Here is a 26165-nt window from a genome sequence, read left to right on the forward strand (position 1 = left end):
TCCTTAAGAAACTTGTGAATCTTCTTTACGCTTGTCTTGTCGTTCCTGACGTAGTTCAACCCATGTTTTTAAAATCAGGGTCACAATCGCCAAGAGCGCTAATAGTGAAGACACAGCAAAAGCAGCACTAAAGGTATATTCGTTATAAAGGATTTCTACGTGTAGCGGTAAGGTGTTGGTTTCGCCACGAATGTGACCTGAAACTACAGAAACAGCACCAAACTCACCCATTGCACGTGCATTACATAGAATCACGCCGTAGATTAAGCCCCATTTGATATTTGGAAGTGTCACTTTCCAGAAAGTCTGCCAGCCTGAAGCACCCAATACGATAGCTGCTTCTTCTTCCTCAGTCCCTTGAGCTTCCATTAATGGAATCAACTCACGTGCCACAAAAGGAACGGTAATAAACACAGTAGCAAGGACAATGGCTGGAACGGCATATAAAATTTTGATGTCGTTATCCATCAGCCAGCCGCCTAACCAACCTTGAGTACCGAAAATCAATACCAACATTAAGCCAGCAATAACTGGAGAGACTGAAAATGGCATATCAATAATCGTGGTTAAAATAGATTTACCACGGAAATTAAACTTGGCAACAGACCATGCCGCAGCTACACCAAAGACGACGTTCAACGGTACGGCAATCACAGCTGTCAGTAGCGTAAGTTTTACTGCTGATAATGTATCTGGATGTACCAGTGCTTGGAAGTAAACGCCAACACCTTGTTTAAAGGCTTCAACGAAAACCAAAACCAATGGCAGAATCAGGCAGCTTAAGAAGAAAATTAAAGCAATGATGATCAGGGTATAACGAACCCATGTCGGTTCACGCGTTGCATCACGCGACTGTAATTTTTCCGCAAGCGCATTACTGTTCGTATTCATCGTGCAGTTCTCCCTGTACGGCGACTTGCCCATGCTTGAACCAAGTTAATTAAGAATAAAATGGCAAAAGAAATCACCAGCATCACAACAGCAATCGTGGTCGCACCTGCATAATCATATTCTTCAAGGCGAGAGATAATCATCAATGGGGCAATTTCAGTTTTGAAGGGTTGGTTACCTGCGATAAAAATCACCGAACCATATTCACCCACACCGCGTGCAAAGGCCAAAGCAAAACCTGTTAACAGCGCAGGAAATAGAATAGGTAAGATCACTTTGGTCACGATCTGAAAGCGGTTTGCGCCCAGTGCCGAAGCTGCTTCTTCAAGTTCAGTTTCTAGATCACTCAGTACAGGCTGTACAGTGCGAACCACAAAAGGAATACCAATAAAGATGAGAGCCAAGGTAATACCGATCGGGGTATATGCGACTTTAATGCCAATGGGTTCAAGGTACTGACCGATCCAACCAGTCGGTGCATATAACGAAGTTAATGCAATACCCGCAACGGCAGTTGGCAATGCAAAAGGCAAATCAACCAAAGCATCAACAATACGTTTACCCGGGAAGGTATAACGAACCAAACACCATGCTAAGAGCAAACCGAAAACCACATTGACTAACGCAGCAATAATGGCGGCACTAAAACTCAGTTGTAACGATTTTAAAATACGTTCTGAGCTTAAAATTTCCCATAGTCCATCCCAACCGATACCTAAAGATTTAATAAATACGGCCGAAAGGGGAATGAGCACAATTAAGGATAAATACGCTAGGGTAAAGCCTAGAGAAAGACCAAATCCTGGCAGCACTCGGGATCGCTGCGACATGATGACTCCTCAAAATGAGAAAAGCTGACTTAAAAGGTCAGCAAAATTGAATAAATGATTTTGCGACAAGCTTAATGCTCAGTACTTAAAAAGCAAATTGAAATAAATACTTGTTTTCATCAGTAAAGCTGATATGTTTCATGTGGTTTTCTGAAATTAAGTAATTGAAAATTTCAGGAAACGGTCCAAAACCTGATGCAACATTAATGTGACCCACAGCACCCATATTCACAGGGTAAAGCTTCCAAGCATCAGCAAGTTGTTTTGCATCTTCAAAGCCAAGCCAAGGATCATTTTCACTAATCAACATCGTTGTCGGCACACGAATACTCAGCTGATGAAAAAATGCTTTGTAATCCGTTGTACTGTCGCGTGCAAAGCCATTTTCACCAAAGCGAGCTGGATTGGCTGGCGCAACCAAAACTAAATTTTTGATTTTTTTATTGAGTTCTGGATGCAAGGCCAATGCTGCCACCGTGGTTAAACAACCAAAGCTATGCGCCACAATTTGAATTTCACCCTGTAAAGGTCGTACGGTTTGAACAAATTGTTTAATCCAGTCTTTTAGTACAGGATGATTCCAGTCTTTTTGCTGAACACGAGAGCTAGACATGAGCTGACGTTGTAACCAAGATTGCCAATGTACGTGTTCACTACCGCCTACACCCGGGACAATTACTGTATGTGTCATGTCAAGTTCTCCTGATTCAGTCAATGAATGGTCTTATTTTCCATTGTTGGCTTTGACGATTTGGTCAAACACGCCGCCATTTTCAAAGTGTGCTTTTTGAACTTTATCCCAACCACCAAATTCTTTATCAATGGTCACGAGTTTAAGTGGCTTAAAGACTGATGCGTATTGTGCAAGCGTTGTAGCGTTACGTGGACGGTAAAAGTTCTGAGCTGCGATTTGCTGACCACGTGGTGAATAAAGGAAGTTTAAATAACCTTTGGCTAAATAAAGATTACCTTTTTTCTCTGCATTTTTTTCTAGAACAGCAACAGGTGGCTCAGCTAAAATTGAAAGTGAAGGGGTCACAATTTCAAACTTACCCGGTTGTTCACGAATCGCTAAATGTGCTTCATTTTCCCAAGCCAGTAATACATCACCAATACCACGTTCAGCAAAGGTCGTAGTCGAACCACGTGCGCCTGAATCGAGCACTTTGGTGTTTTTATAAATTTTACGGACAAATTCTTGAGCTGTTGTATCATTACCACCCGCTTGATGTTTTGCCCAAGCCCACGCAGCTAAATAGTTCCAACGTGCACCGCCTGAGGTTTTCGGGTTTGGGGTGATAATACCCACGCCTGGTTTAACTAGATCGCCCCAATCTTTAATCGCTTTTGGGTTGCCTTTACGTACTAAGAACACAATCGTTGAGGTATATGGCGTTGAGTTTTGCGGAAGTTTCTTTTGCCAATCTGCAGGTAAAAGTTTGGCTTTTTCTGCAATCACATCAATATCTGCTGCCAGTGCTAAAGTCACCACATCGGCATCTAAGCCATCAATGACGGCACGTGCTTGTTTACCTGAACCGCCGTGAGATTGTTTAAAATTAATTTTTTGACCTGTACGGCTTTCCCAATATTTACTGAAGTCTTTATTCACACTTTCATAGAGTTCACGCGTTGGGTCGTAAGATACGTTTAAAAAGTCTTTTGCAGCTGCGCCAAAAGAAACCGTCGAAATGACTGCAGCAAGAACACCCAATTTTAATTTTGCGGAAATAATCATGTGAACCTCAATAATTTTTACTTTATCTGTAACATGGGTGAAGAATAGCGCCAATCTTTATGCATAAAAAATAATTAAAAACGAATTTTATATGAATAAAAAAGATAAAAGGCATGTCTATGAAAAAAAAGCATCGACCTTATGCGAAAGGAAGATGCATTTCAGTATTTAAAGCATTATTTTGAATTATTGATCTTCACGATTTGGTCAAAGACACCACCATTTTCAAAATGTTTTTTCTGCACTTTGCTCCAACCACCAAACTCTTTATCAATCGTGACGAGTTTTAAAGGTTTAAAAACATTTTTATATTTTGCTAAAACTGCCGCATTACGTGGACGATAATAGTTCTGTGCAGCAATGGTTTGACCTGCAGGTGAGTACAGATAATTTAAATACGCTTTGGCTAAATTTTCATTGCCATCTTTCTTGGCATTTTTTTCTACAATCGCAACAGGCGGCTCGGCCAAGATAGAAAATGAAGGGGTCACAATCTCAAACTTACCCGGCTGTTCACGAACTGCCAAATGTGCTTCATTTTCCCAAGCCAATAACACGTCACCAATACCACGTTCAGCGAATGTAGTTGTTGCACCACGAGCACCTGAGTCGAGGACTTTGGTTTGCTTATAAATTTGACGGACAAATTCTTGGGCTTTTGCATCATTACCACCTGCTTGATGTTTGGCCCAAGCCCACGCTGCTAGATAGTTCCAGCGCGCACCACCCGATGTTTTTGGGTTCGGGGTAATAATGTCGACACCCAGTTTAATTAAATCGCCCCAGTCTTTAATGCCTTTCGGGTTGCCTTTATGCACTAAGAACACAATGGTCGATGTATATGGCGTTGAGTTTTGCGGGAATTTTTTTGCCAGTCTTTTGCAACTAAACCACGTGCAGCAATTTCATCAATATCTGCAGCCAAAGCCAAAGTGACGACATCTGCATCTAGACCATCAATAACTGCACGAGCCTGTTTGCCTGAGCCACCATGAGATTGTTTAAAGTTAATGTCTTGGCCTGTGGTTTTTTTCCAATAAACACTAAAGTCTTTATTGAAGTTGTCATACAATTCACGGGTTGGATCATATGACACATTTAAGAAATCTTTGGCAGATACACTAAATGCTGTGGCAGAAATGAATGCAGCCAAAACCCCAAGTTTTAATTTCGATAGATTCATGTTGTCCTCAATTTTTATACATGTTTTGTTGGATCAGGCAAGAATATCTGTAGTTTTAATGCAGAAAAAATAATTAAAAAAGAATTTAATATGAACAAAAAAGAAATATATGCTGAGCAATTATTTTTTAAAATCAAGTGATGTAATTGGGATGACGACGTATGCAGTGTTTTAAAAATGCGCAGCAAATAGAACAAGTTAATTTACTTGATCGCGCCTTTCACTATGGCGATGGCTGTTTTAGCACGGCACGTATTCGCCAAGGACAAATAGAACTTTTAGCTTTGCATATTGCACGATTAAAACTGAGCAATGAGCGATTAAAGCTAAATGCAGATTTAAACCTTATTGAAGACACTTTAAAATTGTTACGTAAACAAGATGTCGTCAATGGCACTTTAAAAATTGTGTTGAGTCGTGGTATTGGTCAGCGTGGTTATAGTTTACCTGAGCACCCAGCAGATGTTTGGGTGTTTTATTACCCTAAAACCGTTGCTGATTTTGAGTACGAAACTGTCGAAAGTGGTGTATTACATCAAGCCATTGGGTTAACCATGCCAAGTTTGGTGGGCTTAAAGTCCTTAAATCGATTAGAACAAGTCATGCTCAAAGCAGAGTTGGATCAAACTCCATGGGGCGAAGCTTTGGTGACGGATGTGCAAGGTACAGTTGTTGAAGGTGTGAGCAGTAATTGTTTTATTCGTACAAATGAAGGATGGATTACGCCCGAACTTCGTTATAATGGCGTGCATGGTGTCATGCGTGCAGAAATTTTAAAACGGATGCAGCAGCTTCAGATTCCATGTACTCAACGTCACGTCAATATGGATGAAATTACGCATTTTCAGAGTGTTTTTTTCTGTAATGCTTTAAGTCCCATGAAAATTGCATCAACTCTGAATGGAGTTGAGTTAGATGTTCAAGCTTGTATTGAACTTTTCCGAACACTTCAATTAAGTCAGATTCGTTAATATGTCCACCGCGTCTAAAAAAACAAATAAGAAAAAATCTGCCAAAGCAGGTTTTCCATTTAAAGCATGTTTGGTTGTGCTACTTGGTATCGTTGTACTTGTGGCGATTTTACTGTGGTCGAGTTTATTTAAAGCCTATCCCGTGGAAGGCAAAAAGCAAATGTTGGCGATTGGTGCAGGGGATACCTATTCAGGTTTTATTGACCGACTGGCCAAAGAGAAACAAGTTCATTTTCCTATTATTTTGAAGTTGTACCAAAAGTTCATGATCAATGACACCTTAAAAGCAGGTGTGTATGAAATCCATGAAGGCATGAGCGTACGTGAAGTCATGAAACTGATTTCTAACTCTGAAAATGCGCAAATGAATCGAATTTTAGTGATCGAAGGGACGACATTTAAGCAACTCATTGATGCTTTAAAAAATGACCCATTGGTAACGCATGACATTAGCAATCTGCCTTATTCAAAGATTTTGCAGGAACTAGGTATTCCTTATTCACACCCAGAAGGTTTATTTGCTCCGAATACTTATTTCTTTGCAAAAGGCGAGTCTGATCGTAAAATTTTAAAAGATTTGTACCAACGTCAAATGAAATCGCTAGATCAAGCTTGGGCAAATCGTGCTAATGATTTACCGTATAAAGATAAATATGAAGCCTTGATCATGGCATCGATTATTGAAAAAGAAACCAGTATTGATAGTGAGCTTGAACAAGTGTCTGGTGTATTTGTGCGTCGTCTCAAACAAGGGATGCGTTTGCAAACAGATCCAACTGTGATTTACGGTATGGGTGATAAATACCAAGGCAATATCACTCGCCAAGATTTACGTACACCTACAGCATATAATACTTATACGATCAATGGCTTACCGCCTACACCGATTGCTTTGCCAAGTCAAAAAGCCATTGAAGCCGCGATGCATCCAGATGCGTCAAATAACATCTATTTCGTGGCAACAGGTAACGGTGGTCATAAATTTAGCAGTAATTTGTCAGACCATAACCGAGCGGTACAAGAGTATTTATCGGTAATTCGTGCGAAAAACTAAGGAGTGAGCATGTTTATTAGTTTTGAAGGCACGGAAGGTGTGGGTAAAACTACACTCATTCGTAAACTACATGATCATTTCCAAAATTTGGGTAAAAATGTCGTACTTACACGTGAGCCGGGTGGTACACCTATGGCTGAACAAATTCGTGCATTACTTCTGGCCGTCAATCATGATGAAGCAATGAGTGATGATACAGAGTTGTTACTTATGTATGCTGCACGCGCACAGCATTTGGCGCGCGTGATTTTACCTGCATTGGCAGAAGGTAAAATCGTTTTATGTGATCGTTTTGCCGATTCGAGTTTTGCTTATCAATGTGCAGGACGTGGTTTAGATCGTGACAAGCTCAATGTCTTAAATGCAAGTTTTGTTGCGCGTATGCCAGATATTACTTTTTGGCTTGATGCACCGATTGAAACAGGAATGTTAAGAGCAAGAGAGCGTGGTGCTTTAGATCGTTTTGAGCAAGAGAAAGCAACTTTCTTTGAGAAAGTAAGATCAGGTTTTGCTGAGATTCATCAAACGCACCCTGAACGAATGAAACGCCTTGACGCAACCCAAACACCTGAGCATGTATTCCAACAGGCATTATCGCAACTACAGCAGATCTAAAATGCCATAGTATTTGTTAGGTAATTGATTTAAAAATCATTCATAGCATAAGTTATGGATGATTTTTTATGCATGCTACAAAACAGGAGATTATCAATTTCCTTAAGACTGAATTTGCGCCAAGCTTAAAGCATTGCACTATCGTTGAAGTTGGTGAAAAGGCTGCCACTTTAATTTGGCATGTGACTGAAAAAGATTTGCGGCCTGGCAATACTGTTTCAGGCCCGACTATGATGACTTTGGCGGACTTTGCATTGTATGTGGCAATACTTGCAGAGATTGGAATTGTCGGACTTGCAGTCACCACAAGTATGAATATTAACTTTTTAAGGAAGCCTGAGGCGAATAAAGATTTGCGGGGAGAATGTCGATTACTTAAAGTCGGTAAAAGTATAATTTATGGTGAGGTATTGGTTTATTCAGAGGGTGTTGAAGAGCCTGTGGCTCATATTACCGGTAGCTATTCGATTCCTCCGCAGCGATATTGAACTGAAAATATGCAGTTGATCAATTAGATTGGATTAAAATGCAGCAGTCTGTCTAAATAAATTGTGCATTGGTTGGTGAATTTTCTGCGTAGTGTATTTTTATTTGCATAATTTCAATAGCTTAGTAGAAATCAATTAACTCATAAGTGTTATTTTAAATCTATAATTGAATCACAGATTTGATTGGTTAAATACATGACTGCTACTGCACATGAAGTTGTTCGGCTCTTTCAGGAGCATGCATATCCTTTGTCAGAAAAATTGACAGAAATGTTGAATGAGCATTACTCACATCAAACTGAACGGCGTGGCTGTGGCTATACCCAAGCCACACGTGTGTTAGCTGAATATATTAATGTGCCGCGTGCATCACATGAATTTCAAGATCTCAAACTCTTTGATCAATATGACACGCATGGTTTACGCAAAATTTTAGATCAAAGTCGTGCTTATCATTTAGATTTGTCAGGTTGGCGTCATCTAGATTTAAATCAAAATTTAAATCAAAATATTCAGCAATTGAAACAATTTACAGACTTTTACGAGGTTTTACAGAAAGAATTACATCTTCAAAAAAGTTTGCGTCAAATTCAGCAACATGCAAATTTGGAAGAAAGTAAGCTTATTTGTACCTTGATTGAAGATCTGATTTTGCCAAAATCGTCAACTGAAAACCAAATCGTTGAAGTACAAGCACTGGCTAATAAGCCAAAAGTTGGCTCTTGTCCAATGGCTGAAAATTTCTTTTTAAAAATTGCACATCGACGTGTATTTCGTAGCGGTGAAATTAATATTTTTGTAGATGAATACGGTCAGCCCTTATTTATGGAAAAATTAAATATGGGGGATAACCATTCTTGTATCAGCTTGAAACCTGTACTCATGAATGGTGTCCGTATTCCAGCCGGTTCACTTTTTTCCGTCGATTATGATGCAGAACAATTAGTTGAAAAACGGGGGAATCGTGAGTTTAAAGGCTTTGTGATTCCTTATCAGGCCATTTCTGGGTGGTGGTTTTTACGCTTAACGACTTTGGCTGTGTCGCCACAAAATCGAAAACGTGCATTCAGTACACATTTTCAGCAGCAAGTGGATAATGGTCTGTATAGTCCAGGTACGACTGAGCTTCAGCAATTAATAGATGTGGCGATAGCGCAACTTTGAGTATTTCCATCATGTTAGATGTATGCTTTTCGCCAAAATATTTTGCTCATACCCATACCAATAGTATGGAAAAATTATTGGCGGTTGGAACAGCTTTAGAACAATGGCAGAACATCAGAATACATGAGCCTGAGTGTATCGACGCTGAAATTTTAAGCCAAGTACATGATCCTGTTTATGTGGATGCTTTTATGACAGGGCAGCCCGCTAAGCTTGCGACCTTTTCAGGTTTTAAGCCCTGGAATACTCAGCTTCGAGATGCCGTGTTGAGAATCAATGCAGGGCAGTTGATGGCAGCAGATTTGGCTTTGCAAAAAGGCATTGCAGCAAATGTTGCACAGGGTTTTCATCATGCAGTGTATGAATATGGCGGATCATTTTGCACATTCAATGGTTTGGCTTTGGTGGCACAGCAGAATCCGAATAAAAAAATCTTTGTACTCGATTGCGATCAACATGGGGGGAACGGCACAGCTGAGTTTACTAGACGGTTAGAGAACCTTTTTAATTTTAGTATTTATGGGCTACATTTTGGTTGTCCTACTTATGAACGTTCTTTAACACGGCATGTGCATAAAGATCGTGGAAATTTCGCACAATATACTTTGGCTATACATGAAGGAATACAGCATGCCAAAGCATGGGGTGCAGATTTAATCATTTATCAAGCAGGAATGGATTGTCATCAAGCTGACCCTTTTGGCTCATCATGGTTTAGCACCGCTTTGATACAGAAACGCGAAGAAATGGTCTTCAATTTGGCTAAACGTGCAGATATTCCGCTGATGTTTGTATTGGCTGGGGGCTATCAAAATATGAATGATCTTGTCAATCTACACTTAGAAACTTTCAAAGCTGCACTACACATTTATGGGTAGTAAAATCAAAAAAAGCCGACTTCATGTGCGGCTTTTTTTGATTTAAAAGTTTTTAAGGGACTAACTCAGTATTTACTACAGGGCAATCAACCGTGAAATCAGGTGGTGTTAACACTGTTTTACGCAGTTCATCGGCTTGTTCTGGATAATCCAAAGTAAAATGTAAGCCACGAGACTCTTTACGTTCCATTGCACAGCGCACAATCATTTCTGATACCAGTACCAAGTTACGGAGTTCAATCAGATTTTTACTGACTTGGTAATCTTGGTAATACTCGGTAATTTCACGATTGAGCATTTCAATACGATGGAGCGCACGTTGAAGCCGCTTGGTTGTTCTGACAATACCCACGTAGTTCCACATGGTTTGGCGAAGCTCGTCCCAATTCTGCAAAATCACCACGTCTTCATCAGGGTTGGTCACTTGCGAGTCATCCCATTCTGGGACATGAGGCGCCTGATAAGTCCCTTGATGCTGTGCAGTGATATGTGCTGAAGCACTCATGCCATAAACGAAACATTCCAGTAAGGAGTTACTCGCCATACGGTTTGCACCATGTAGGCCGGTATAAGAGGTTTCCCCAATGGCATATAGGCCTGGAATATCGGTCTGACTGTTTTCATCAACCACAACGCCACCACAGGTGTAGTGTGCTGCTGGAACCACCGGAATCATTTCTTTGGTAATATCAATACCGAGTTCCATTAAGCGTGCATACAATGTTGGGAAATGTTCTTTGACAAATTCTGCAGGTTTATGGGTGATATCAAGCCAAACATGACGGATTCCTAGACGTTTGATTTCATAATCAATCGCGCGCGCTACGATATCGCGTGGTGCTAATTCGGCACGCTCATCAAAGCGCAGCATAAAGCGTTCACCATCTGGAAGACGTAAATAGGCACCTTCGCCACGCATCGCTTCGGTAATTAAGAAAGAGCGAGCTTGAGGATGATATAAGCAGGTTGGATGGAATTGGTTAAACTCCATATTGGCAACACGGCAGCCTGCACGATACGCCATGGCAATACCATCACCCGTCGCAATGTCGGGATTTGATGTATATAAATATGCTTTCATGGCACCACCACAGGCAAGGGCAGTGAAGGGTGCTAAAAAGGTATGTACTTTTTCGGTTTTTTCATCTAAAGCATACAGACCGAGAGCACGGTTTTCAGTTTCAGGATTTAATTTTTGTGCGGTGATTAAATCGATTGCAATAAAATTTTCAAAAATATGAATATTGGCTTTTTCTTGCGCACGTTCAACCAATGTTGTGGAAATAGCACGACCTGTGGCATCTGCTGCATGGATAATCCGCCGTTGAGAGTGACCACCTTCACGTGTCAGATGTAACTGTTCTTGTTCGTCTAAAGTAAATTGCACACCCTGATTCAGTAGAAAATCGACAGAAGATTTACCACCTTCAACGGTTTGTTTTACCGCCGCCATTTCACATAAATGCGCACCGGCAATCATGGTGTCATTGATATGCTGTTCAATGGAATCTGTTTTATCGAGGACGGCAGCAACACCACCTTGGGCATAATATGTGCTGGCATCCGTCAGCGTCGATTTAGCTAAAACAGCAATATTAAAATGATCTGGTAGCGATAGGGCTAAACTTAGGCCTGCACCGCCACTTCCCACAATAATTACATCAAATTGATGTATCGTGTTTAAATTAGACATGTCCATCAGCTAATTTTAAAAATGTCCGATCATCACAACTGTTTTTGCCTAAAAACGCAATGACTATAAATTAACTAAATAATGAAAAATATTCATAGATCTGTAATATTTAAGGAATGTTTAAGATTGTTTATCATAAATAATCATCAAACATTTTATTACGAAGCTTAGACTTGCATTGTGATAAAAACTAACGTATTTCAAATGATAAGCACAATTGAGTGAATGCTAACAATGAATAAATCGTATTTACAAAAGGGACTCTATGCAGCTGTGTTTACGGTTGCTAGCGTGCAGACTCAGGCAGCGGGTCCTGTTGATTTTTCCAATTTGGTTGAACAAGTCAGCCCAGCTGTCGTAAGCGTGAATGTGGTTAAAAAGCTTAGTCAAGAAGAGCTTTTGCAGCAACAAGTCCCAGAAATATTACGACGCTTTTTCGGTAATCAGGTGGTTATTCCGCAGCAAAAAATGCCGCAAGAAAAGACCGGTTATGGAAGCGCATTCTTTATTAGTAAAGATGGTTATTTATTGACAAATCACCATGTGGTAGAAGATGCCTCGAAAGTCACCATTGTACTGAATGACCGCCGTGAAATTGATGCCACAGTTGTGGGTAGTGATGAGCGGACTGACGTGGCTTTGTTAAAGGTCAAAGGTTCAAATTTTCCTGAGCTACGCACAGGCAATGTTGACCGTTTACGTGTAGGTGAGCCAGTGTTGGCCATTGGTTCACCATTTGGCTTTGACTATTCAGCTTCAGCAGGAATCGTTAGTGCTAAAATGCGTAATATGATGGGAGAAACCTCGGTTCCATTCATTCAAACCGACGTGGCATTGAACCCGGGTAATTCTGGTGGTCCATTATTTAATCAGTCTGGTGAAGTGGTCGGGGTAAATTCTCGTATCTTTAGTGGTACAGGCGGTTATATGGGGTTATCGTTCTCGATTCCCATTGATGTTGCAATGGATGTTGCAGACCAATTAAAGAAAAACGGCAAGGTAACACGTGCTTATTTAGGCGTCATGCTACAAGATATCGATCGTAATCTTGCAGAGTCTTATAACCTTTCAAAACCAGAAGGTTCTTTGATTACTCAAGTTGCACCAAATTCACCTGCTGCAAAAGCTGGCTTTAAAGTGGGTGATGTCATTTTGAAATTTAATGGCACACCAATTTCACGTACAGGCGAACTGCTGAATTATCTTAATCGTACAGGTCCAAATCAAAGTATTCAGCTTGAAGTACTGCGTGATGATAAACGCCAAAATATTTCAGCAACCTTGATCACAGCACCAGATGATACGCCTGCAAAAGCTGAAACGACATCTGTGAAAAAAGGTCCAGTGATTGGGGTGTCGATCCGCAACTTAAACGCAGATGAATTAAAACAACTGAGTCTAAAAGGCGGTGTCTTGATTCAAGATGTGCGAGCTGGTGGTATAGCTTCACAAGCGAGAATTCAGCCGGGGGATGTTGTCACCCAAGTTAATAATAAAGTCGTAAACAATGCTGAAGATTTTGTGAAAGTTATTTCTGAGTTGAAAAATGGTAGCATTGCACGTGTTTCTTTGATTCGTCAGGGACAGCGTGCGATTGTGGGCATGCGTATTCAGTAATGAGTTACTAAATGAAAACCACTCCAAGCGAGTGGTTTTTTAACTTTAGCGTTTTTGCAATTCACCCTTAGATAAAAATGGGTAGACTGTGGGCCACAATTTAAAATTTGCAGGACGCTATGAGCGATATCTTTGATTTAAAAATTACAGTTCAAGCTGAACATATCGACACATTAAATCATGTGAATAACGTGGTGTACGTCAGTTGGATGCAAGATGTCGCGACAGCACATATTGAAGCTTTGGGTTTAGGCTTAAAAGAATATATTGAATTGAAGCATGCCATGGTCGCTGTTGAGCATCATGTGCAATATCGTAAAGCAGCGCTCGAAGGTGAGGAGATTATTTTACGAACTTGGCTAAATGATATCAATGCATTGTATTCGTTTCGGCAGTACGTATTTTATCGCCCTAAAGACAAAGCGATATTATTTACAGCCAATACACAGTGGGCATGCATTGAAATTGCTACAGGCCGTCCAAAGCGCATGTCGCCAACATTTACCCAAGCTTATCAACCCATCGCAGATAGCCTAAATCCGCTTGATTTTAGTACTTATGATTTCTGATTTTTAAATGAATCCTCATATTAAAGCGAAGACTAGTTAAGTTCTACACGCAGGATAAGTGCTTAGCATAAAAGCAATGCATTATTTTCGATACTTTGAAAAATCCATCTGCTATAATCCTCGGCAATTTCTATTCGGCTTTTGCTATGCATAAAGAATTGCATGCATAGCGCTTTTATTTTTCCAAGGTAGCCCATGGCGCAAGCTAAAAAATCTGTTGATATAAAAAACATTCGTAACTTCTCGATCATTGCGCATATCGACCATGGTAAGTCGACGCTTGCCGACCGATTTATTCAAACTTGTGGTGGCCTGCAAGATCGTGAAATGCAGGCACAGGTTCTAGATTCTATGGAATTAGAACGTGAGCGTGGTATCACGATTAAAGCTACGTCTGTGACTTTGTATTACACTCATCCTAACGGTGAAGAATACCAACTCAACTTCATTGACACACCTGGGCACGTTGACTTTTCTTATGAAGTTTCACGTTCATTGGCTGCGTGTGAAGGTGCACTGTTGGTTGTCGATGCTGCACAAGGTGTCGAAGCACAGTCTGTTGCTAACTGCTATACAGCAATTGAACAAGGTTTAGAAGTACTACCTGTTTTAAATAAAATTGATTTGCCGCAAGCAGAGCCAGAGCGTGTTATTCAAGAAATTGAAGACATTATTGGTATCGAAGCGACTGAAGCACCTACATGTTCAGCTAAAACCGGTCTAGGCATTGAAGGGGTGCTTGAAACACTAGTCAATGTCATTCCTGCACCCGAAGGCGATCGTAATGCACCATTACAAGCCTTAATTGTTGACTCTTGGTTCGACAACTATTTGGGCGTGGTTTCTTTAGTTCGTATTAAAGAAGGTCGTGTGCGTAAAGGCGATAAAATGTTGATGAAATCAACTGGTCAAACGCACATCATCACCTCAGTAGGTATTTTTAATCCTAAACATACAGAAACTGACATGCTCGAAGCAGGTGAAGTTGGTTTCGTGATTGCGGGTATTAAAGATATTTTTGGTGCTCCAGTTGGTGATACGATTACCTTGGCAACTACACCAGAAGTTGAAAGCTTACCGGGTTTCAAAAAAGTGAAACCACAGGTCTATGCAGGTTTATTCCCAATCGATTCAAGTGAATTTGAACCCTTCCGTGAAGCGCTGCACAAACTGCAAATTAATGACTCAGCGTTGTTCTTTGAACCTGAAAGTTCGGATGCACTCGGTTTTGGTTTCCGTTGTGGCTTCTTGGGTATGCTGCACATGGAAATCGTACAAGAGCGTTTAGAGCGTGAGTATGATCTTGACCTGATTTCTTCAGCACCAACCGTAATTTATGAAGCGGTGATGAAAAATGGTCAAACCATTTATATCGACAGTCCTTCTAAAATGCCGGATGGTTCAACAGTTGAAGATTTACGTGAGCCAATTGCTGAATGTCACATTTTAGTACCGCAAGAATACTTGGGTAATGTGATGACTTTATGTGTTGAACGTCGCGGCGTTCAAAAGAATATGAAGTTTATGGCCAACCAAGTGGCCATTACGTTTGAAATTCCAATGGCTGAAGTAGTGATGGATTTCTTTGATAAATTGAAATCATGTTCACGCGGTTTTGCATCGTTAGATTATAACTTTGTGCGTTTTGAGAGTTCATCTCTAGTTAAGGTGGATGTGTTAATCAACGGTGAAAAGGTTGATGCCTTGGCCATGATTTGCCACCGACAAGATGCTCGCCATCGTGGTATTGCACTTGTGGAAAAAATGAAAGATTTAATTCCACGTCAAATGTTCGATGTGGCTATTCAAGCAGCGATTGGTGCACAAATCATTGCACGTTCAACTGTAAAAGCGATGCGTAAAAACGTTTTGGCTAAATGTTATGGTGGTGACGTGTCGCGTAAGAAGAAACTTCTTGCGAAACAAAAAGAAGGTAAGAAACGTATGAAACAAGTGGGCAGCGTCGAGATCCCACAAGAAGCGTTCCTTGCTGTATTGAAAGTAGAAAGATAATAAATAGAGGTTTATGAGCTCATGGATTTTGACTTTAATTTGATCCTTGTTCCTGCCACAGTCATTTTTTTCTTAATTTGGCTGTTGGATAAGTTTGTCTGGAAGCAACGGCAGACCAAAGGTAAAGGGAATGAAAATGTCGTTATCGCATGGGCTTATGATTTCTGGCCGATTCTAGCGATAGTTTTGGTGATGCGTTCATTCTTATATGAGCCATTTAATATTCCATCTGACTCTATGGTTCCAACCTTAGAAACAGGTGATTTTATTGTGGTGAATAAATATCAGTATGGCGTACGTTTACCTATCGTCAATAAAAAAATTCTTGATGTCGGTGAACCTGAGCGTGGTGATGTCATTGTATTCCGTTATCCACCACAACCAACCATCAGCTATATTAAACGAGTGGTCGGTTTACCAGGTGATCATATTGTTTACGATCATGGTCAACTGAGTGTGAATGGTCAAAAGGTGGCAAAAGTTCCTGTAGAATTTAGCCGTGAAAAAGATCAACTTGATACACCTACATCGATTTATCATAAAGAAACCATGGGTAAGCATACGTTTACCATGCGTGAGCTTGAAGGCGTCAATGTTGCGCGCCAAGCGCCATTTATCAACTATGTTGAAAATGGTAAATATTCAACAGAAAATGGTTTATATTGGGAGGTTAAGGTTCCTGAAGGTCACTATTTCGCGATGGGGGATAATCGTGATCAAAGTGCGGACAGTCGTTTTTGGGGCTTTGTGCCTGAAGAAAACCTCACTGGACGTGCTTTTTACAAGTGGATGCATAAGGAACCTGGTTTAAAACTGCCTTCATTTAGTCGTAATGGCAGTATTGATTAGTCTTACATCAGGAAAATAAAATGAGACATCAACGGGGAACGTCTTATATTGCAATTTTAATTGCTGTGATTGGTTTTGCTTTTTTAGCTAAAATTGTTATTGCGGTTTGGGGACCGTATCTCGATAACAAAATGATTAATGGGTTAATCGAGGAGCAGTTAAAAAGTGGACCTGCGAATATTAGTCCAAGTAAATTTGTTCAAGAAATGGATAAAAGATTTTCAATGAACAGTATTCGCGATGTTAGTTTTAAAGATATTGCTCAAGTCTCTAATGAAAAGGGGCTTGAAGTAAAAACGGATTATGAAATAAGAAAACCTTTCTTATTGAATATTGATATTGTGTTGAAGTTCGAGAAAAGTTTTGATCAAAGCTCAGTCCAAGCTAAATGAAGCTCGTTTAGCAAGTCGTATCGGTTATCAGTTTAAACAACCTGAATTGTTGCAACTGGCCTTGACCCACCGATCGGTGAGCCATAAATACAATTATGAACGCCTAGAATATCTGGGCGATTCATTATTGGGTATGATAATTGCCAATTATCTGTACCATGCCTACCCGCATGAAAATGAAGGGCGTCTAACGCGTATGCGTGCGACACTGGTTCGTCAGGAAGCGCTAGGAAAAATTGCCAATGACTTAAAACTCAGTCAAGAATTAATCTTGAGTACCGGTGAGTTGAAATCTGGCGGTCATCATCGTGAGTCTATACTTGCGGATACTGTTGAATCGATCATTGGTGCAATCTATGTCGATTGTCAGGATTTAAAAATTCTGGAACCGATTGTTCTTAAATGGTATGTGCCATATTTAGATCATATTGAACCAACTGATCAACTGAAAGATCCTAAATCACGTTTGCAAGAGTATTTACAAGCACGTAAAAAACCTCTCCCGGTTTACGAGGTTGTAGATATTCAGGGTGATGCTCCGAACCAACATTTTAAAGTTGAATGTACAGTTGAAGGGCTCCCTGTTAAATACGGTGAAGGTTCAAGCCGTCGCTTTGCTGAACAGGCAGTAGCGGCAGAAATCTTAGAAATTTTGGAGAAAAAGTCTTAATGACTACTCATTCCGATCACGTAGATGCTGATCACGAGTCGCAAGGCGACAGTAACGATTTAATTAGTCAGTTTTTTAGTGCACAAGGCACTGAAATTCCAGCCGATTTTAAAAGTGGGTTTGTGGCGATTGTTGGTCGTCCAAACGTGGGTAAATCAACGTTGATGAACCATATTTTGGGTCAAAAACTTTCCATTACCTCTCGTAAACCACAGACCACACGTCATAAAATTGTGGGTATTGACTCACGCGAAAAATCTCAAGCGGTATTCGTAGATACCCCGGGGATGCACAAAAAAGAAGTCCGTGCCATCAATAAAATGATGAACCGTGCGGCACATTCTGCACTTCGTGATGTGAACTTAGTTTTGTTTGTGATTGATGCAGACAAATGGACACAGAATGATGATTTAGTGTTAGAAAAGCTAAAAAATGCCGATATGCCAGTGATTCTTGTGATCAATAAAATTGATACACTAGAGAATAAAAACCATGCATTACCATTGATACAAGAGCGTGCAAAATTAATGAATTTTGCAGAAATTGTTCCTGTATCAGCATTACGTGGTGCAAATTTAGATCATTTGCGCAGCACGATTGAGAAATATTTACCATTTCAACCACCACTGTATTCACTTGAGCAATTGACTGATCGTTCAGAGCGTTTCCTTGCCTCTGAAATTATCCGTGAAAAAATCATGCGTCAATTGGGGGAAGAGCTTCCTTATGATTTAACGGTTCAAATTGAGTCGTTTAAAACAGAAGAAGCAACAGTTAATCCAAAAACTGGTCGTCCTAAAGCGGCGTGTACCTATATTGATGCGACGATTTTTGTCGATCGCTCTGGCCAAAAAGCCATTGTTATTGGTGAGAAGGGTGCCAAACTGAAGAAAATCGGTATGGATGCACGTGTAGATATGGAAAAAATGTTCGAGCAAAAGATCATGTTGACGCTTTGGGTGAAAGTCAAAGGCGGTTGGTCTGATGATGAGCGTGCATTGAAAAGCTTAGGTTATAGCGATATCTAATCGTTAAATAACAAACTTTGAGGGAAGAGTAATGATGAAAGTATTAGTTGTAGTGGCATGTGTTTTGTTTCTACAAGGGTGTATTCATAAAATCGTTACTGTTCCTGTCAAAGTGGCTTATAAAACCACAAAAGGCGTGGTTAAAGGTACTGCTGCAGTTGTGGGTGCAGTCATTCCAGATGGGGATGAAGATGAAGACGACAAGAAAAAGAAAGACAAGGATTAATATTTCAAATCATGCGTAATGAGATACTGCATGGTTATTTAATTCACCATCGTAAATATCGTGAAAAAAGTCATATTGTGCACTTGTTTACTCAGGAGCATGGTCGAATTGATGGTATTCTCAGGCAAACGCCACCTCCCCAGTATCAACCGATTTGCTTGCAAGCATCCGGCAAGTCTGAGCTTAAAAATTTCAGTAAACTTGAAATTGTCAATCAACCGATTTTCTTTTTTGGTGATGCTTTTTTTTCAGGATTTTATCTAAATGAAGTCTTATTGAGGCTATGTCCGTTAGAGGTTGAGATGCATGAGACATTTGCTCAATATGCACACACCTTGGAACAACTTCAATGCATGTCTGTCCAGGCCAACCCTGATCTATTCTTACGGCAAATCCTTAGACAATTTGAGCATGTGCTGCTTGAAGAGTTGGGTTTTGCGTTGGATTTTTCAACTGATGCAAATCAACAGCAAATTCAGCCTCATGAAAATTATCAATTTCATTTAAACGAAGGTTTTCAACCTGTCATTAAAGCCTCACGCGCAACATTGTCAGGTCAACATATTTTAAGTATGTGTGATTATGAAAAAGGTGGGGAATTTAATTCTGAACAGTTACAATTACTGTCTAAGTTGTACCGACAAATGATTACTTCCTTGCTTGGCGATCGTCCATTAAAAAGTCGTCAATTGTGGATACAGAATTCTCAAACTCAACGTCATTAGGAAAGAATTATGGCAGCTTTGCTTGGTGTAAATATTGACCATGTGGCAACACTACGAAATGCACGTGGGACAACTTATCCAGATCCTGTGAATGCCGCAATCATTTGTGAGCAAGCGGGGGCGGAAGGGATTACGCTGCATTTACGTGAAGATCGTCGCCATATTAAAGATGATGATGTACGTCGTATGCGTTCTGTATTAAAAACCCATATGAACCTTGAAATGGCAGTGACCAATGAAATGGTTGAATTTGCCAAAGAGATTCAGCCGCATCATGTATGCTTTGTTCCTGAAAAGCGTGAAGAAGTCACGACTGAAGGTGGTCTAGATGTGGTTGGGCATTTTGAAGATGTAAAAAACGCGACTCAAGCACTCGCGGCGATTGGTTGCGAAGTTTCATTATTTATTGATGCTGACTTTGCTCAAATTGATGCAGCGATTGCCTGTGGTGCGCCTACGATTGAGTTGCATACAGGTGCATATGCAGATGCTGAAACACCTGAAGCGCAGAAAGCAGAGCTGGAACGTATTATTCGAGGTGCTGAATATGCGGCATCTAAAGGATTGATTGTGAATGCTGGTCATGGCTTAAATCTTGACAATGTCACTCCGATTGCGCGCATTGCTCAAATTCATGAATTGAATATTGGTCACTCGATTATTGCTGATGCTGTATTTATTGGATTGGCACAGTCTGTAAAACAAATGAAAGCTGCGATTAAAGCCGCACGTTAATTTTTAAGTAAAGTATATGTCAAATATTGATTACGATGCCCTAATGAAGCCAGTCATTGGCTTCTTGGGGTGTGAAACACCAAAAGCATGGCTAGATGAAGCTTTAAATAATTTGGATATCCTGATGCAGGATCATGCCAATTGTGAAAAGAAAGCAGCAAGTACAGCAATGAATTTGATGTTTCGTTATAGTTTTTTCTCGGATTTACAAATCAAACTGGCACAGCTAGTACGTGAAGAAATGCTGCACTATGAGCAAGTGCTGGAACTGATGGCAAAACGTGGTCAGGAATGGACTGCAATCAGTGCTGGTCGGTATGCAGGTGGTCTACGTAAAGAAGTGCGGACTTACGAGCCAGAAGCGTTAATTGATATCTTGGTGATTGGCGCATTTGTTGAAGCACGGTCATGTGAGCGTTTCTATGCGCTTGCACCACATGTGGATGAAGAGTTGGGGCGGTACTACCGCTATTTGCTAAAGTCTGAATCACGCCATTATGAGGACTATTTAGCATTGGCCATGGATGTGGCGACGACCAATAAGCTGAAGAACCCGAAAGAAGATATTCAGATGCGTATTGAGCATATTCGTGAAGTTGAAAAAAATCTGATTAGCAGCCCAGATGATTTATTCCGCTTTCATAGTGGTGTGCCAGTCAAAGCCGCTTGATAAAATAATCCTCCAAAATGGGGGATTTTTTATGCACTTAAAATAAACGATAATAAGAATTATTTACATTTGTCTTGGGTGAATCTAAAATGAAACGATCTCTATGAATCAAACAATTTAAGCTCACTTATTCAATATGAAATTACAATTCACTGTACTCTGTATCGCTTTGTGTGCGGTTGGTCAGGCTCAAGCGCATTATCCTTATGTTGCGCCTCTAAACTATCAAACTTTTAATAATCACAGTGCCATTCTTTCTGGTTTTTATGACAATCCGTTTGTCTCTGAAATAGCTATTAAAAACTTTAATTTCCATGTGCATACACCGTCAGGTGATAAGCTACATTTAATGGATGCCGATTGGGCAAAAACGCAAACAGTCAGCAGCTATAGTTTAGAAAATAAGCAGGATGGCACGTATCGTATTCGCGGTGAAAAACAGGGAAATACAGCGCGTTTTGCTTATGATCAAAAGCAGTGGAAAGCGTTAATCAATGGTGCGCGTGATATTCAAAAAACTGTGAATGCAAATGTTATTTACACAGCGGAGTTGTCTAAAAAGTCGCAAATCAAAAGCATTCAAACCCAAGAAATCATTGAAACTTTTGTATCACGTCGTGTAACGTCTACACAAGTGGTGAATCATTTACATGATGGTTTTGATGTGCAATTTAAAACTCATCCGAATGCCATTATGCAAAATGAGCCAGTACAACTGAAAGTGCTAGATCAGAAAAAAGCGGTTGCGGGTTTGCAGATTGAAATTTTGCAGCAAACGACGGATTACAGCCGTGAAGGAAAGGTTTATAAAACGCTTAAAACTGATCAAGATGGAAACTTAAATTTTAATCTAGCAGATCGTGGTCAGTATTTACTGAAAATTGACTATCAGCAGCCTTTTGAAATGAAGGGAGACGCATTAAAACGATATAAATATACTTTGAGTTTTAATGTGATCTAAAGCGAAGGGTAGTTAAATGAGAAAAAGCTCTGCGATTTGCAGAGCTTTTTTTATCAAAATGATTTAGCTATCTTTTGGTTCAAGATAAAACATCGATAAACCTATCAATAAAATTAAACTGGTTTGAGTGAAAAAGTGTTTATTAAAACCACCATAATATTGCTGCGAATAGCCTGCAATCAGTAAATAACCCGTTAAATAGAGCAATCGATAATATCGGCTCTCAAAACAATAACAGATACTTGCAAAACATAAAATCAGGCAACCAATGACCATATAGTGGATATCCCAAATGATGGTGTTGATAGCAAATAAAAGTGCTGCAAGTGCGCCGATAGATAAATTACGCAGGCTTTCAAACCCTTGAAAAATGTGCATCAAAGCTAAAATGAAGAGTGGTAATAGAGCAAGTGCATATTTTATTTTCATACTGTTTTGCGTCATGAACATAAAATTTTGCTGTTTCTCGACAATGGGGCTAGTACTGATGCTTAGCCTAAGCCATTGAAGGGTTAAGTGTTCAGGGGTGTTGGCTTTAACTAAAAATTTGAGAGTGGCTTGTGGTGGGATAATATAATTTTCTTGGAATTCATGGCCATAAAACATCCAGGATTTATTGGTCTCCAATGTGCGATATTGCGTATTTTTTTGAGTTGAGATGTTAAAAAGTTGTCCACTTGCATTTAACCCAGCTTTCATACATGGCGTTTCTTTCTCGTTAACAATGCATAACGGAAGTACTGAAATTTCAAGATCTTTTCGTATTTGTTGCTGACCTGCAAAATCAATATGAACATACAGTTGATCAGATTGGTTTTGCAGTGTAATCGGTGTGCTCGCCCAATATTGTCCTTCTGTCATCTCGTTCAATACAGATTCAGATATTTCCTGAATAGTATTGTGATTTTGAATCTGCTGAGTTGGAATCAACCATTGTAGGCTGCTGTCAAGAAGGGTGTTGGTTTCACTATTATATAAATTGGGTGGCGTTTTGAAATGTTGCTCAATTTCACTTTCGGGTGTGCAGCTCACCAAATAAATTGCAAATGGGCTGATAAAAATTAAAAGAAAAATGAATGCAGTGAGATAGTGTTTTAAGGCAGTTTTATTTGATTCAGCATCAACTTGAATGAACATTTTTTTTATTTTAATGACAATGACTTATAGATTATATGTAAATCATAGGCATTAAAAAAGCCCATTTAAATAAATGGGCTTTAGAATTTGGCTCTCCAACCTGGGCTCGAACCAGGGACCTGCGGATTAACAGTCCGTCGCTCTACCGACTGAGCTATTGGAGAATCTGAATGCGATTATAAGCAGATTTTGAAGAGGGTCAAGCTAAAAATACCAATATGAGGAGAAATGCGTGATAGATGTTTTTTATTTGAACAAAAAGAAGGATTTTTTAGAAAAAATGAATCTTAGGCTTGCAAAGAAAAAATTCAATTGATAGTCTGAATACAACAAAAGAGCGTTTAAACATATGTTTAAACAGTGTGGATTTAAACCCAACTTGCCAGCACTAAAATGGCTAAACAGGAGAAAGCGAATGAATACGCTGACTATTTCTCAGATTTTTTCAAATTTTTCTTTTTACCAAGAAAACTATCTTTCCATTATTAGTAATCAAGAGCAATATCAAACACCTGTGGAAGGTGCGTACGTTGACGTTTGGCCTTTGGGTCGACGTGACTTGGCATTGGGTGATTTATTACAACTGTGGTTTAGTGAAAAATGGTTGATCAACACGCCATGTCATTTACGTTTTGAACATCAAGATGATGGCCGTCGTGTGCCTTTGCAACGCAAGCAAGATTTGTATTTATACCAATTGGCCGGTAATGCGTTATCAGGCTCAAATCGTTCTAAAGTATGGTCTATTTCAGAACAACAAGAACTTCGTGTTGAGTTAGATAGTGCTTTAAAATATTACTGCTTTCAAAAGGGCAGTAATCGCATTGATCTAAGCGAAGGCCAATTAATTCGCGCCTTACATTCAGCAATTTAAGTTTGAATCATCATCTGCTCGCATTGAATTGCGAGCAGAAAAATAAAAATATTAAGGACGTATAATCATGCATGTCGCTGTTGCATGAGCATATATCTTTCCATTGTTATCCATAATTCTGCCTTCTGAAATTGCTAAATTTTTGCTGATATTAATTAAATGGCCTATTGCGGTTAAATCTTGATTTTTAGGGATAGGTCTACACATTTTTATATTGAGATCAATGGTGCCATAGCCTATACCAGCTTCTAATGCCGAGTGTACGACACACCCTGTAACTGTATCTAAGACTGTTGCTGCAAAGCCACCATGCACACCACCAAGTGGATTTAAATGGCGCTGATCGGCTTTTACAACAAACTCTACATTACCTTGCTCAATCTTTTTGGGTTGCATTGGAATAATTTCACTAATGCTTGCAGGTGGAATTTGGCCTTGCATCATTGCCTTTAAAATTTCGAATCCAGTCATTTCTTTGATGTTCATTGGTATATCTCTGGATAGGTTAGTTTTGTGGTTATTTTGGGTTCTAAAATGGAACTTATTTAAATAACATAGCTGAAAACGTAAAAAGAATGCAAACCAAAGATTTGAATATGAAGGTTAGTTTTAGGTTTTATCGTTTGGCTTTTTAATATTTAAGTCGATTTGAAGGAAGTCAAATGGGCTGGATGAGCTTTGTTATTTAGTTTGAACCGCGAAAAAAATTGATCAAAAGCATGTTGAAGTGAAGAGTATTAATTTATTCTTTTGAAGAGTATAAAAAACCCGCGATATTCGCGGGTTTTTTAAATCTAGCTTTTTAAAAGCAGATTATTTTTCAGCAGCAATTGAAGCAATCGCAGCATCTACGCCTTCGATTGAATCAGCAGCTTTCTTAATACGTGCAAGCGCATCTACAAGTACTTCGTCTGCAGTTGCATAAGAAATACGCATGTAGCCACCAAGACCGAACGCATCGCCAGGAACTACTGCAACACCAGTTTCTTCCAACAACCATGCAGAGAATTCTGTGCAAGATTTTAAACCTTTGGCACGAATTAAAGGACGGATGTTTGCGTATGCATAGAATGCACCGTCAGCAGGAAGGCAAGTGATACCGTTGATGTCGTTCAAACCTTTCACAACTAAGTCGTGACGGCGTTTGAATGCTTCAATCATTGGCTCAAGAACGTCTTGAGGGCCATTCAATGCAGCTTCAGCAGCAACTTGTGAAATAGAAGTTGGGTTTGAAGTTGATTGAGATTGGATTTTTTTCATCGCACCGATCAGTTTAGCAGGGCCCGCTGCGTAGCCAATACGCCAGCCAGTCATTGCATAAGCTTTAGATACACCGTTAAGAACGATTACACGGTCGTAAAGGTCTGGTGCAACTGTTGCGATGTTGTAGAATTCGTCGTCCCAACGGATTGGTTCGTACATGTCATCAGAAGCAACTAAAACTTCTGGGTATTTACGTAGTACGTCAGCTAAAGCAAGCAATTCTTCTTTAGTGTAGATCATACCTGTTGGGTTAGAAGGGCTGTTTAGAACCACTAAACGAGTTTTGTCAGTGATTGCAGCTTCTAATTGAGCAGGCGTAATTTTGAAACGTTGGTCTTCACCACATTTCACGATTACAGGAGTACCTTCAGCAATGATCACCATGTCTGGGTAGCTTACCCAGTAAGGAGCAGGGATAATTACTTCGTCACCTTTGTTTAACAAAGCAAGTGCCAAGTTAAAGAAAGATTGTTTACCACCACAAGAAACCAAAATTTGGTTTGCAGCGTAATCAAGGTTATTGTCGCGTTTTAATTTAGCAATAATTGCTTTTTTAAGACCTGGAGTACCGTCAACAGCTGTATATTTAGTGAAGCCATTGTTGATAGCAGCAATTGCAGCATCTTTGATGTGTTGTGGGGTATCGAAATCCGGTTCACCTGCGCCTAAACCAATTACGTTTTTACCAGCAGCTTTCAATTCAGCAGCTTTGTTAGTAACAGCAAGTGTAGGGGACGGTTTGATGCTATTTACACGATCAGACAGACGTACGTCCACGGCAGTATTCCTTCTTATAGGGATTAAAAAATAAAAAGCACACTATCTTAGCTTAAATGCACAGTAATGGGGAGTGGCAAAATCAACAATGTGCAAAAAAGTGTGATATTCCATCCTAACCCTATAATTGAGAAAATTTACATTGAGTTACTTA

At 39.8% G+C, this 26165-nt stretch carries 27 protein-coding genes, 1 tRNA gene and 1 pseudogene; 19 read left to right on the forward strand and 10 right to left on the reverse strand.

Annotated elements, in window-relative coordinates; genetic code table 11:
- Positions 1–3 precede the first annotated feature (3 nt).
- From cysW to FTV27_RS01215, 5 genes and pseudogenes are all read right to left on the reverse strand, one after another.
- The gene (gene cysW, locus FTV27_RS01195; RefSeq protein ID WP_078192018.1) at positions 4–891 is read right to left on the reverse strand and encodes a sulfate ABC transporter permease subunit CysW; all 888 of its coding nucleotides are present in this window, start codon (positions 889–891) and stop codon (positions 4–6) included.
- The gene (gene cysT, locus FTV27_RS01200; RefSeq protein WP_078190342.1) at positions 888–1721 is read right to left on the reverse strand and encodes a sulfate ABC transporter permease subunit CysT; all 834 of its coding nucleotides are present in this window, start codon (positions 1719–1721) and stop codon (positions 888–890) included. Before cysT ends, cysW begins: the two co-directional genes overlap by 4 nt.
- An 85-nt stretch (positions 1722–1806) precedes the next feature.
- Entirely contained in the window at positions 1807–2412 is a 606-nt protein-coding gene (locus tag FTV27_RS01205; protein ID WP_180076819.1) for an alpha/beta hydrolase, read from the reverse strand.
- A gap of 33 nt (positions 2413–2445) precedes the next feature.
- The gene (locus FTV27_RS01210) at positions 2446–3459 is read right to left on the reverse strand and encodes a sulfate ABC transporter substrate-binding protein (RefSeq protein ID WP_218949479.1); all 1014 of its coding nucleotides are present in this window, start codon (positions 3457–3459) and stop codon (positions 2446–2448) included.
- A 176-nt stretch (positions 3460–3635) separates the two neighbouring features.
- A pseudogene (locus FTV27_RS01215) lies at positions 3636–4642 on the reverse strand (sulfate ABC transporter substrate-binding protein).
- A 161-nt stretch (positions 4643–4803) separates the two neighbouring features.
- Between FTV27_RS01215 and pabC the strand changes: the two are divergent.
- The 6 genes from pabC (at position 4804) to FTV27_RS01245 (ending at position 9812) form a co-directional block, all read left to right on the forward strand.
- Positions 4804–5613: an aminodeoxychorismate lyase gene (gene pabC / locus FTV27_RS01220; protein WP_180007631.1), complete on the forward strand. Its 810-nt coding sequence runs from the start codon at positions 4804–4806 to the stop codon at positions 5611–5613.
- 1 nt (position 5614) lies between these two features.
- Positions 5615–6667 carry an endolytic transglycosylase MltG gene (gene mltG, locus FTV27_RS01225; RefSeq protein ID WP_180076820.1) on the forward strand — a complete coding sequence of 351 codons (1053 nt, stop codon included), beginning with the start codon at positions 5615–5617 and terminating at the stop codon, positions 6665–6667.
- Between the two features lie 9 nt (positions 6668–6676).
- Positions 6677–7282 (forward strand): dTMP kinase, encoded by a 606-nt coding sequence (gene tmk / locus FTV27_RS01230; protein WP_180076821.1) that lies wholly within the window; start codon positions 6677–6679, stop codon positions 7280–7282.
- 68 nt (positions 7283–7350) lie between these two features.
- Positions 7351–7770: a PaaI family thioesterase gene (locus FTV27_RS01235; RefSeq protein WP_180076822.1), complete on the forward strand. Its 420-nt coding sequence runs from the start codon at positions 7351–7353 to the stop codon at positions 7768–7770.
- A gap of 195 nt (positions 7771–7965) precedes the next feature.
- Entirely contained in the window at positions 7966–8934 is a 969-nt protein-coding gene (locus tag FTV27_RS01240; RefSeq protein ID WP_180076823.1) for a hypothetical protein, read from the forward strand.
- A gap of 11 nt (positions 8935–8945) precedes the next feature.
- On the forward strand, positions 8946–9812 hold the full coding sequence (locus FTV27_RS01245; protein WP_180076824.1) for a histone deacetylase: 867 nt from the start codon (positions 8946–8948) through the stop codon (positions 9810–9812).
- Positions 9813–9864: 52 nt separating this feature from the next.
- Here FTV27_RS01245 and nadB read toward each other — a convergent pair whose 3' ends face one another.
- Positions 9865–11511, reverse strand: coding sequence for an L-aspartate oxidase (gene nadB / locus FTV27_RS01250; protein ID WP_180023353.1), 1647 nt, complete (start codon positions 11509–11511; stop codon positions 9865–9867).
- Between the two features lie 228 nt (positions 11512–11739).
- Here nadB and FTV27_RS01255 point away from each other — a divergent pair, with 228 nt between their 5' ends.
- The 12 genes from FTV27_RS01255 to FTV27_RS01310 all read left to right on the forward strand — a co-directional run bounded on the left by FTV27_RS01255 (position 11740) and on the right by FTV27_RS01310 (position 21960).
- A complete protein-coding gene (locus FTV27_RS01255; protein WP_111883975.1) occupies positions 11740–13122 on the forward strand; it encodes a Do family serine endopeptidase in 1383 nt (460 codons plus the stop codon).
- 119 nt (positions 13123–13241) lie between these two features.
- Positions 13242–13691, forward strand: a complete 450-nt coding sequence (locus FTV27_RS01260) for a thioesterase family protein (RefSeq protein ID WP_180076825.1) — start codon at positions 13242–13244, stop codon at positions 13689–13691.
- A gap of 195 nt (positions 13692–13886) precedes the next feature.
- A complete protein-coding gene (gene lepA, locus FTV27_RS01265) occupies positions 13887–15704 on the forward strand; it encodes a translation elongation factor 4 (RefSeq protein WP_111883977.1) in 1818 nt (605 codons plus the stop codon).
- A gap of 21 nt (positions 15705–15725) precedes the next feature.
- Complete coding sequence (gene lepB / locus FTV27_RS01270; protein WP_180076826.1) at positions 15726–16553, forward strand: signal peptidase I; 828 nt, start codon at positions 15726–15728, stop codon at positions 16551–16553.
- A gap of 20 nt (positions 16554–16573) precedes the next feature.
- A complete protein-coding gene (locus tag FTV27_RS01275) occupies positions 16574–16945 on the forward strand; it encodes a DUF4845 domain-containing protein (protein WP_180076827.1) in 372 nt (123 codons plus the stop codon).
- A complete protein-coding gene (rnc, locus tag FTV27_RS01280) occupies positions 16917–17615 on the forward strand; it encodes a ribonuclease III (RefSeq protein WP_111883979.1) in 699 nt (232 codons plus the stop codon). The genes FTV27_RS01275 and rnc overlap by 29 nt, the downstream gene beginning before the upstream one ends.
- Positions 17615–18643: a GTPase Era gene (gene era / locus FTV27_RS01285; RefSeq protein WP_067765139.1), complete on the forward strand. Its 1029-nt coding sequence runs from the start codon at positions 17615–17617 to the stop codon at positions 18641–18643. The genes rnc and era overlap by 1 nt, the downstream gene beginning before the upstream one ends.
- A gap of 31 nt (positions 18644–18674) precedes the next feature.
- Positions 18675–18869: an NF038104 family lipoprotein gene (locus tag FTV27_RS01290; RefSeq protein WP_180076828.1), complete on the forward strand. Its 195-nt coding sequence runs from the start codon at positions 18675–18677 to the stop codon at positions 18867–18869.
- Between the two features lie 8 nt (positions 18870–18877).
- Positions 18878–19594 (forward strand): DNA repair protein RecO, encoded by a 717-nt coding sequence (recO, locus tag FTV27_RS01295; RefSeq protein ID WP_180023562.1) that lies wholly within the window; start codon positions 18878–18880, stop codon positions 19592–19594.
- A 9-nt stretch (positions 19595–19603) separates the two neighbouring features.
- A complete protein-coding gene (gene pdxJ / locus FTV27_RS01300) occupies positions 19604–20329 on the forward strand; it encodes a pyridoxine 5'-phosphate synthase (protein WP_180034351.1) in 726 nt (241 codons plus the stop codon).
- 16 nt (positions 20330–20345) lie between these two features.
- Positions 20346–20999, forward strand: coding sequence for a tRNA-(ms[2]io[6]A)-hydroxylase (locus FTV27_RS01305; protein WP_078191997.1), 654 nt, complete (start codon positions 20346–20348; stop codon positions 20997–20999).
- A 136-nt stretch (positions 21000–21135) separates the two neighbouring features.
- Complete coding sequence (locus FTV27_RS01310; protein WP_180076829.1) at positions 21136–21960, forward strand: DUF4198 domain-containing protein; 825 nt, start codon at positions 21136–21138, stop codon at positions 21958–21960.
- A 63-nt stretch (positions 21961–22023) separates the two neighbouring features.
- On the opposite strand, the gene FTV27_RS01315 is transcribed toward FTV27_RS01310, so the two are convergent.
- Positions 22024–23097 carry a hypothetical protein gene (locus FTV27_RS01315; RefSeq protein WP_180076830.1) on the reverse strand — a complete coding sequence of 358 codons (1074 nt, stop codon included), beginning with the start codon at positions 23095–23097 and terminating at the stop codon, positions 22024–22026.
- An 88-nt stretch (positions 23098–23185) separates the two neighbouring features.
- Positions 23186–23261 (reverse strand) — tRNA-Asn (locus FTV27_RS01320).
- 251 nt (positions 23262–23512) lie between these two features.
- On the opposite strand from FTV27_RS01320, the gene FTV27_RS01325 reads away from it, so the two are divergent.
- Positions 23513–23971 (forward strand): hypothetical protein, encoded by a 459-nt coding sequence (locus FTV27_RS01325; protein WP_180007643.1) that lies wholly within the window; start codon positions 23513–23515, stop codon positions 23969–23971.
- A gap of 51 nt (positions 23972–24022) precedes the next feature.
- Here FTV27_RS01325 and FTV27_RS01330 read toward each other — a convergent pair whose 3' ends face one another.
- A complete protein-coding gene (locus FTV27_RS01330) occupies positions 24023–24457 on the reverse strand; it encodes a PaaI family thioesterase (RefSeq protein ID WP_180076831.1) in 435 nt (144 codons plus the stop codon).
- 327 nt (positions 24458–24784) lie between these two features.
- Positions 24785–26011, reverse strand: a complete 1227-nt coding sequence (locus FTV27_RS01335) for a pyridoxal phosphate-dependent aminotransferase (RefSeq protein WP_111883988.1) — start codon at positions 26009–26011, stop codon at positions 24785–24787.
- Between the last annotated feature and the right edge of the window lie 154 nt (positions 26012–26165).

The organism is Acinetobacter sp. YH12251 (assembly GCF_013417465.1).
Lineage (GTDB): Bacteria > Pseudomonadota > Gammaproteobacteria > Pseudomonadales > Moraxellaceae > Acinetobacter > Acinetobacter amyesii.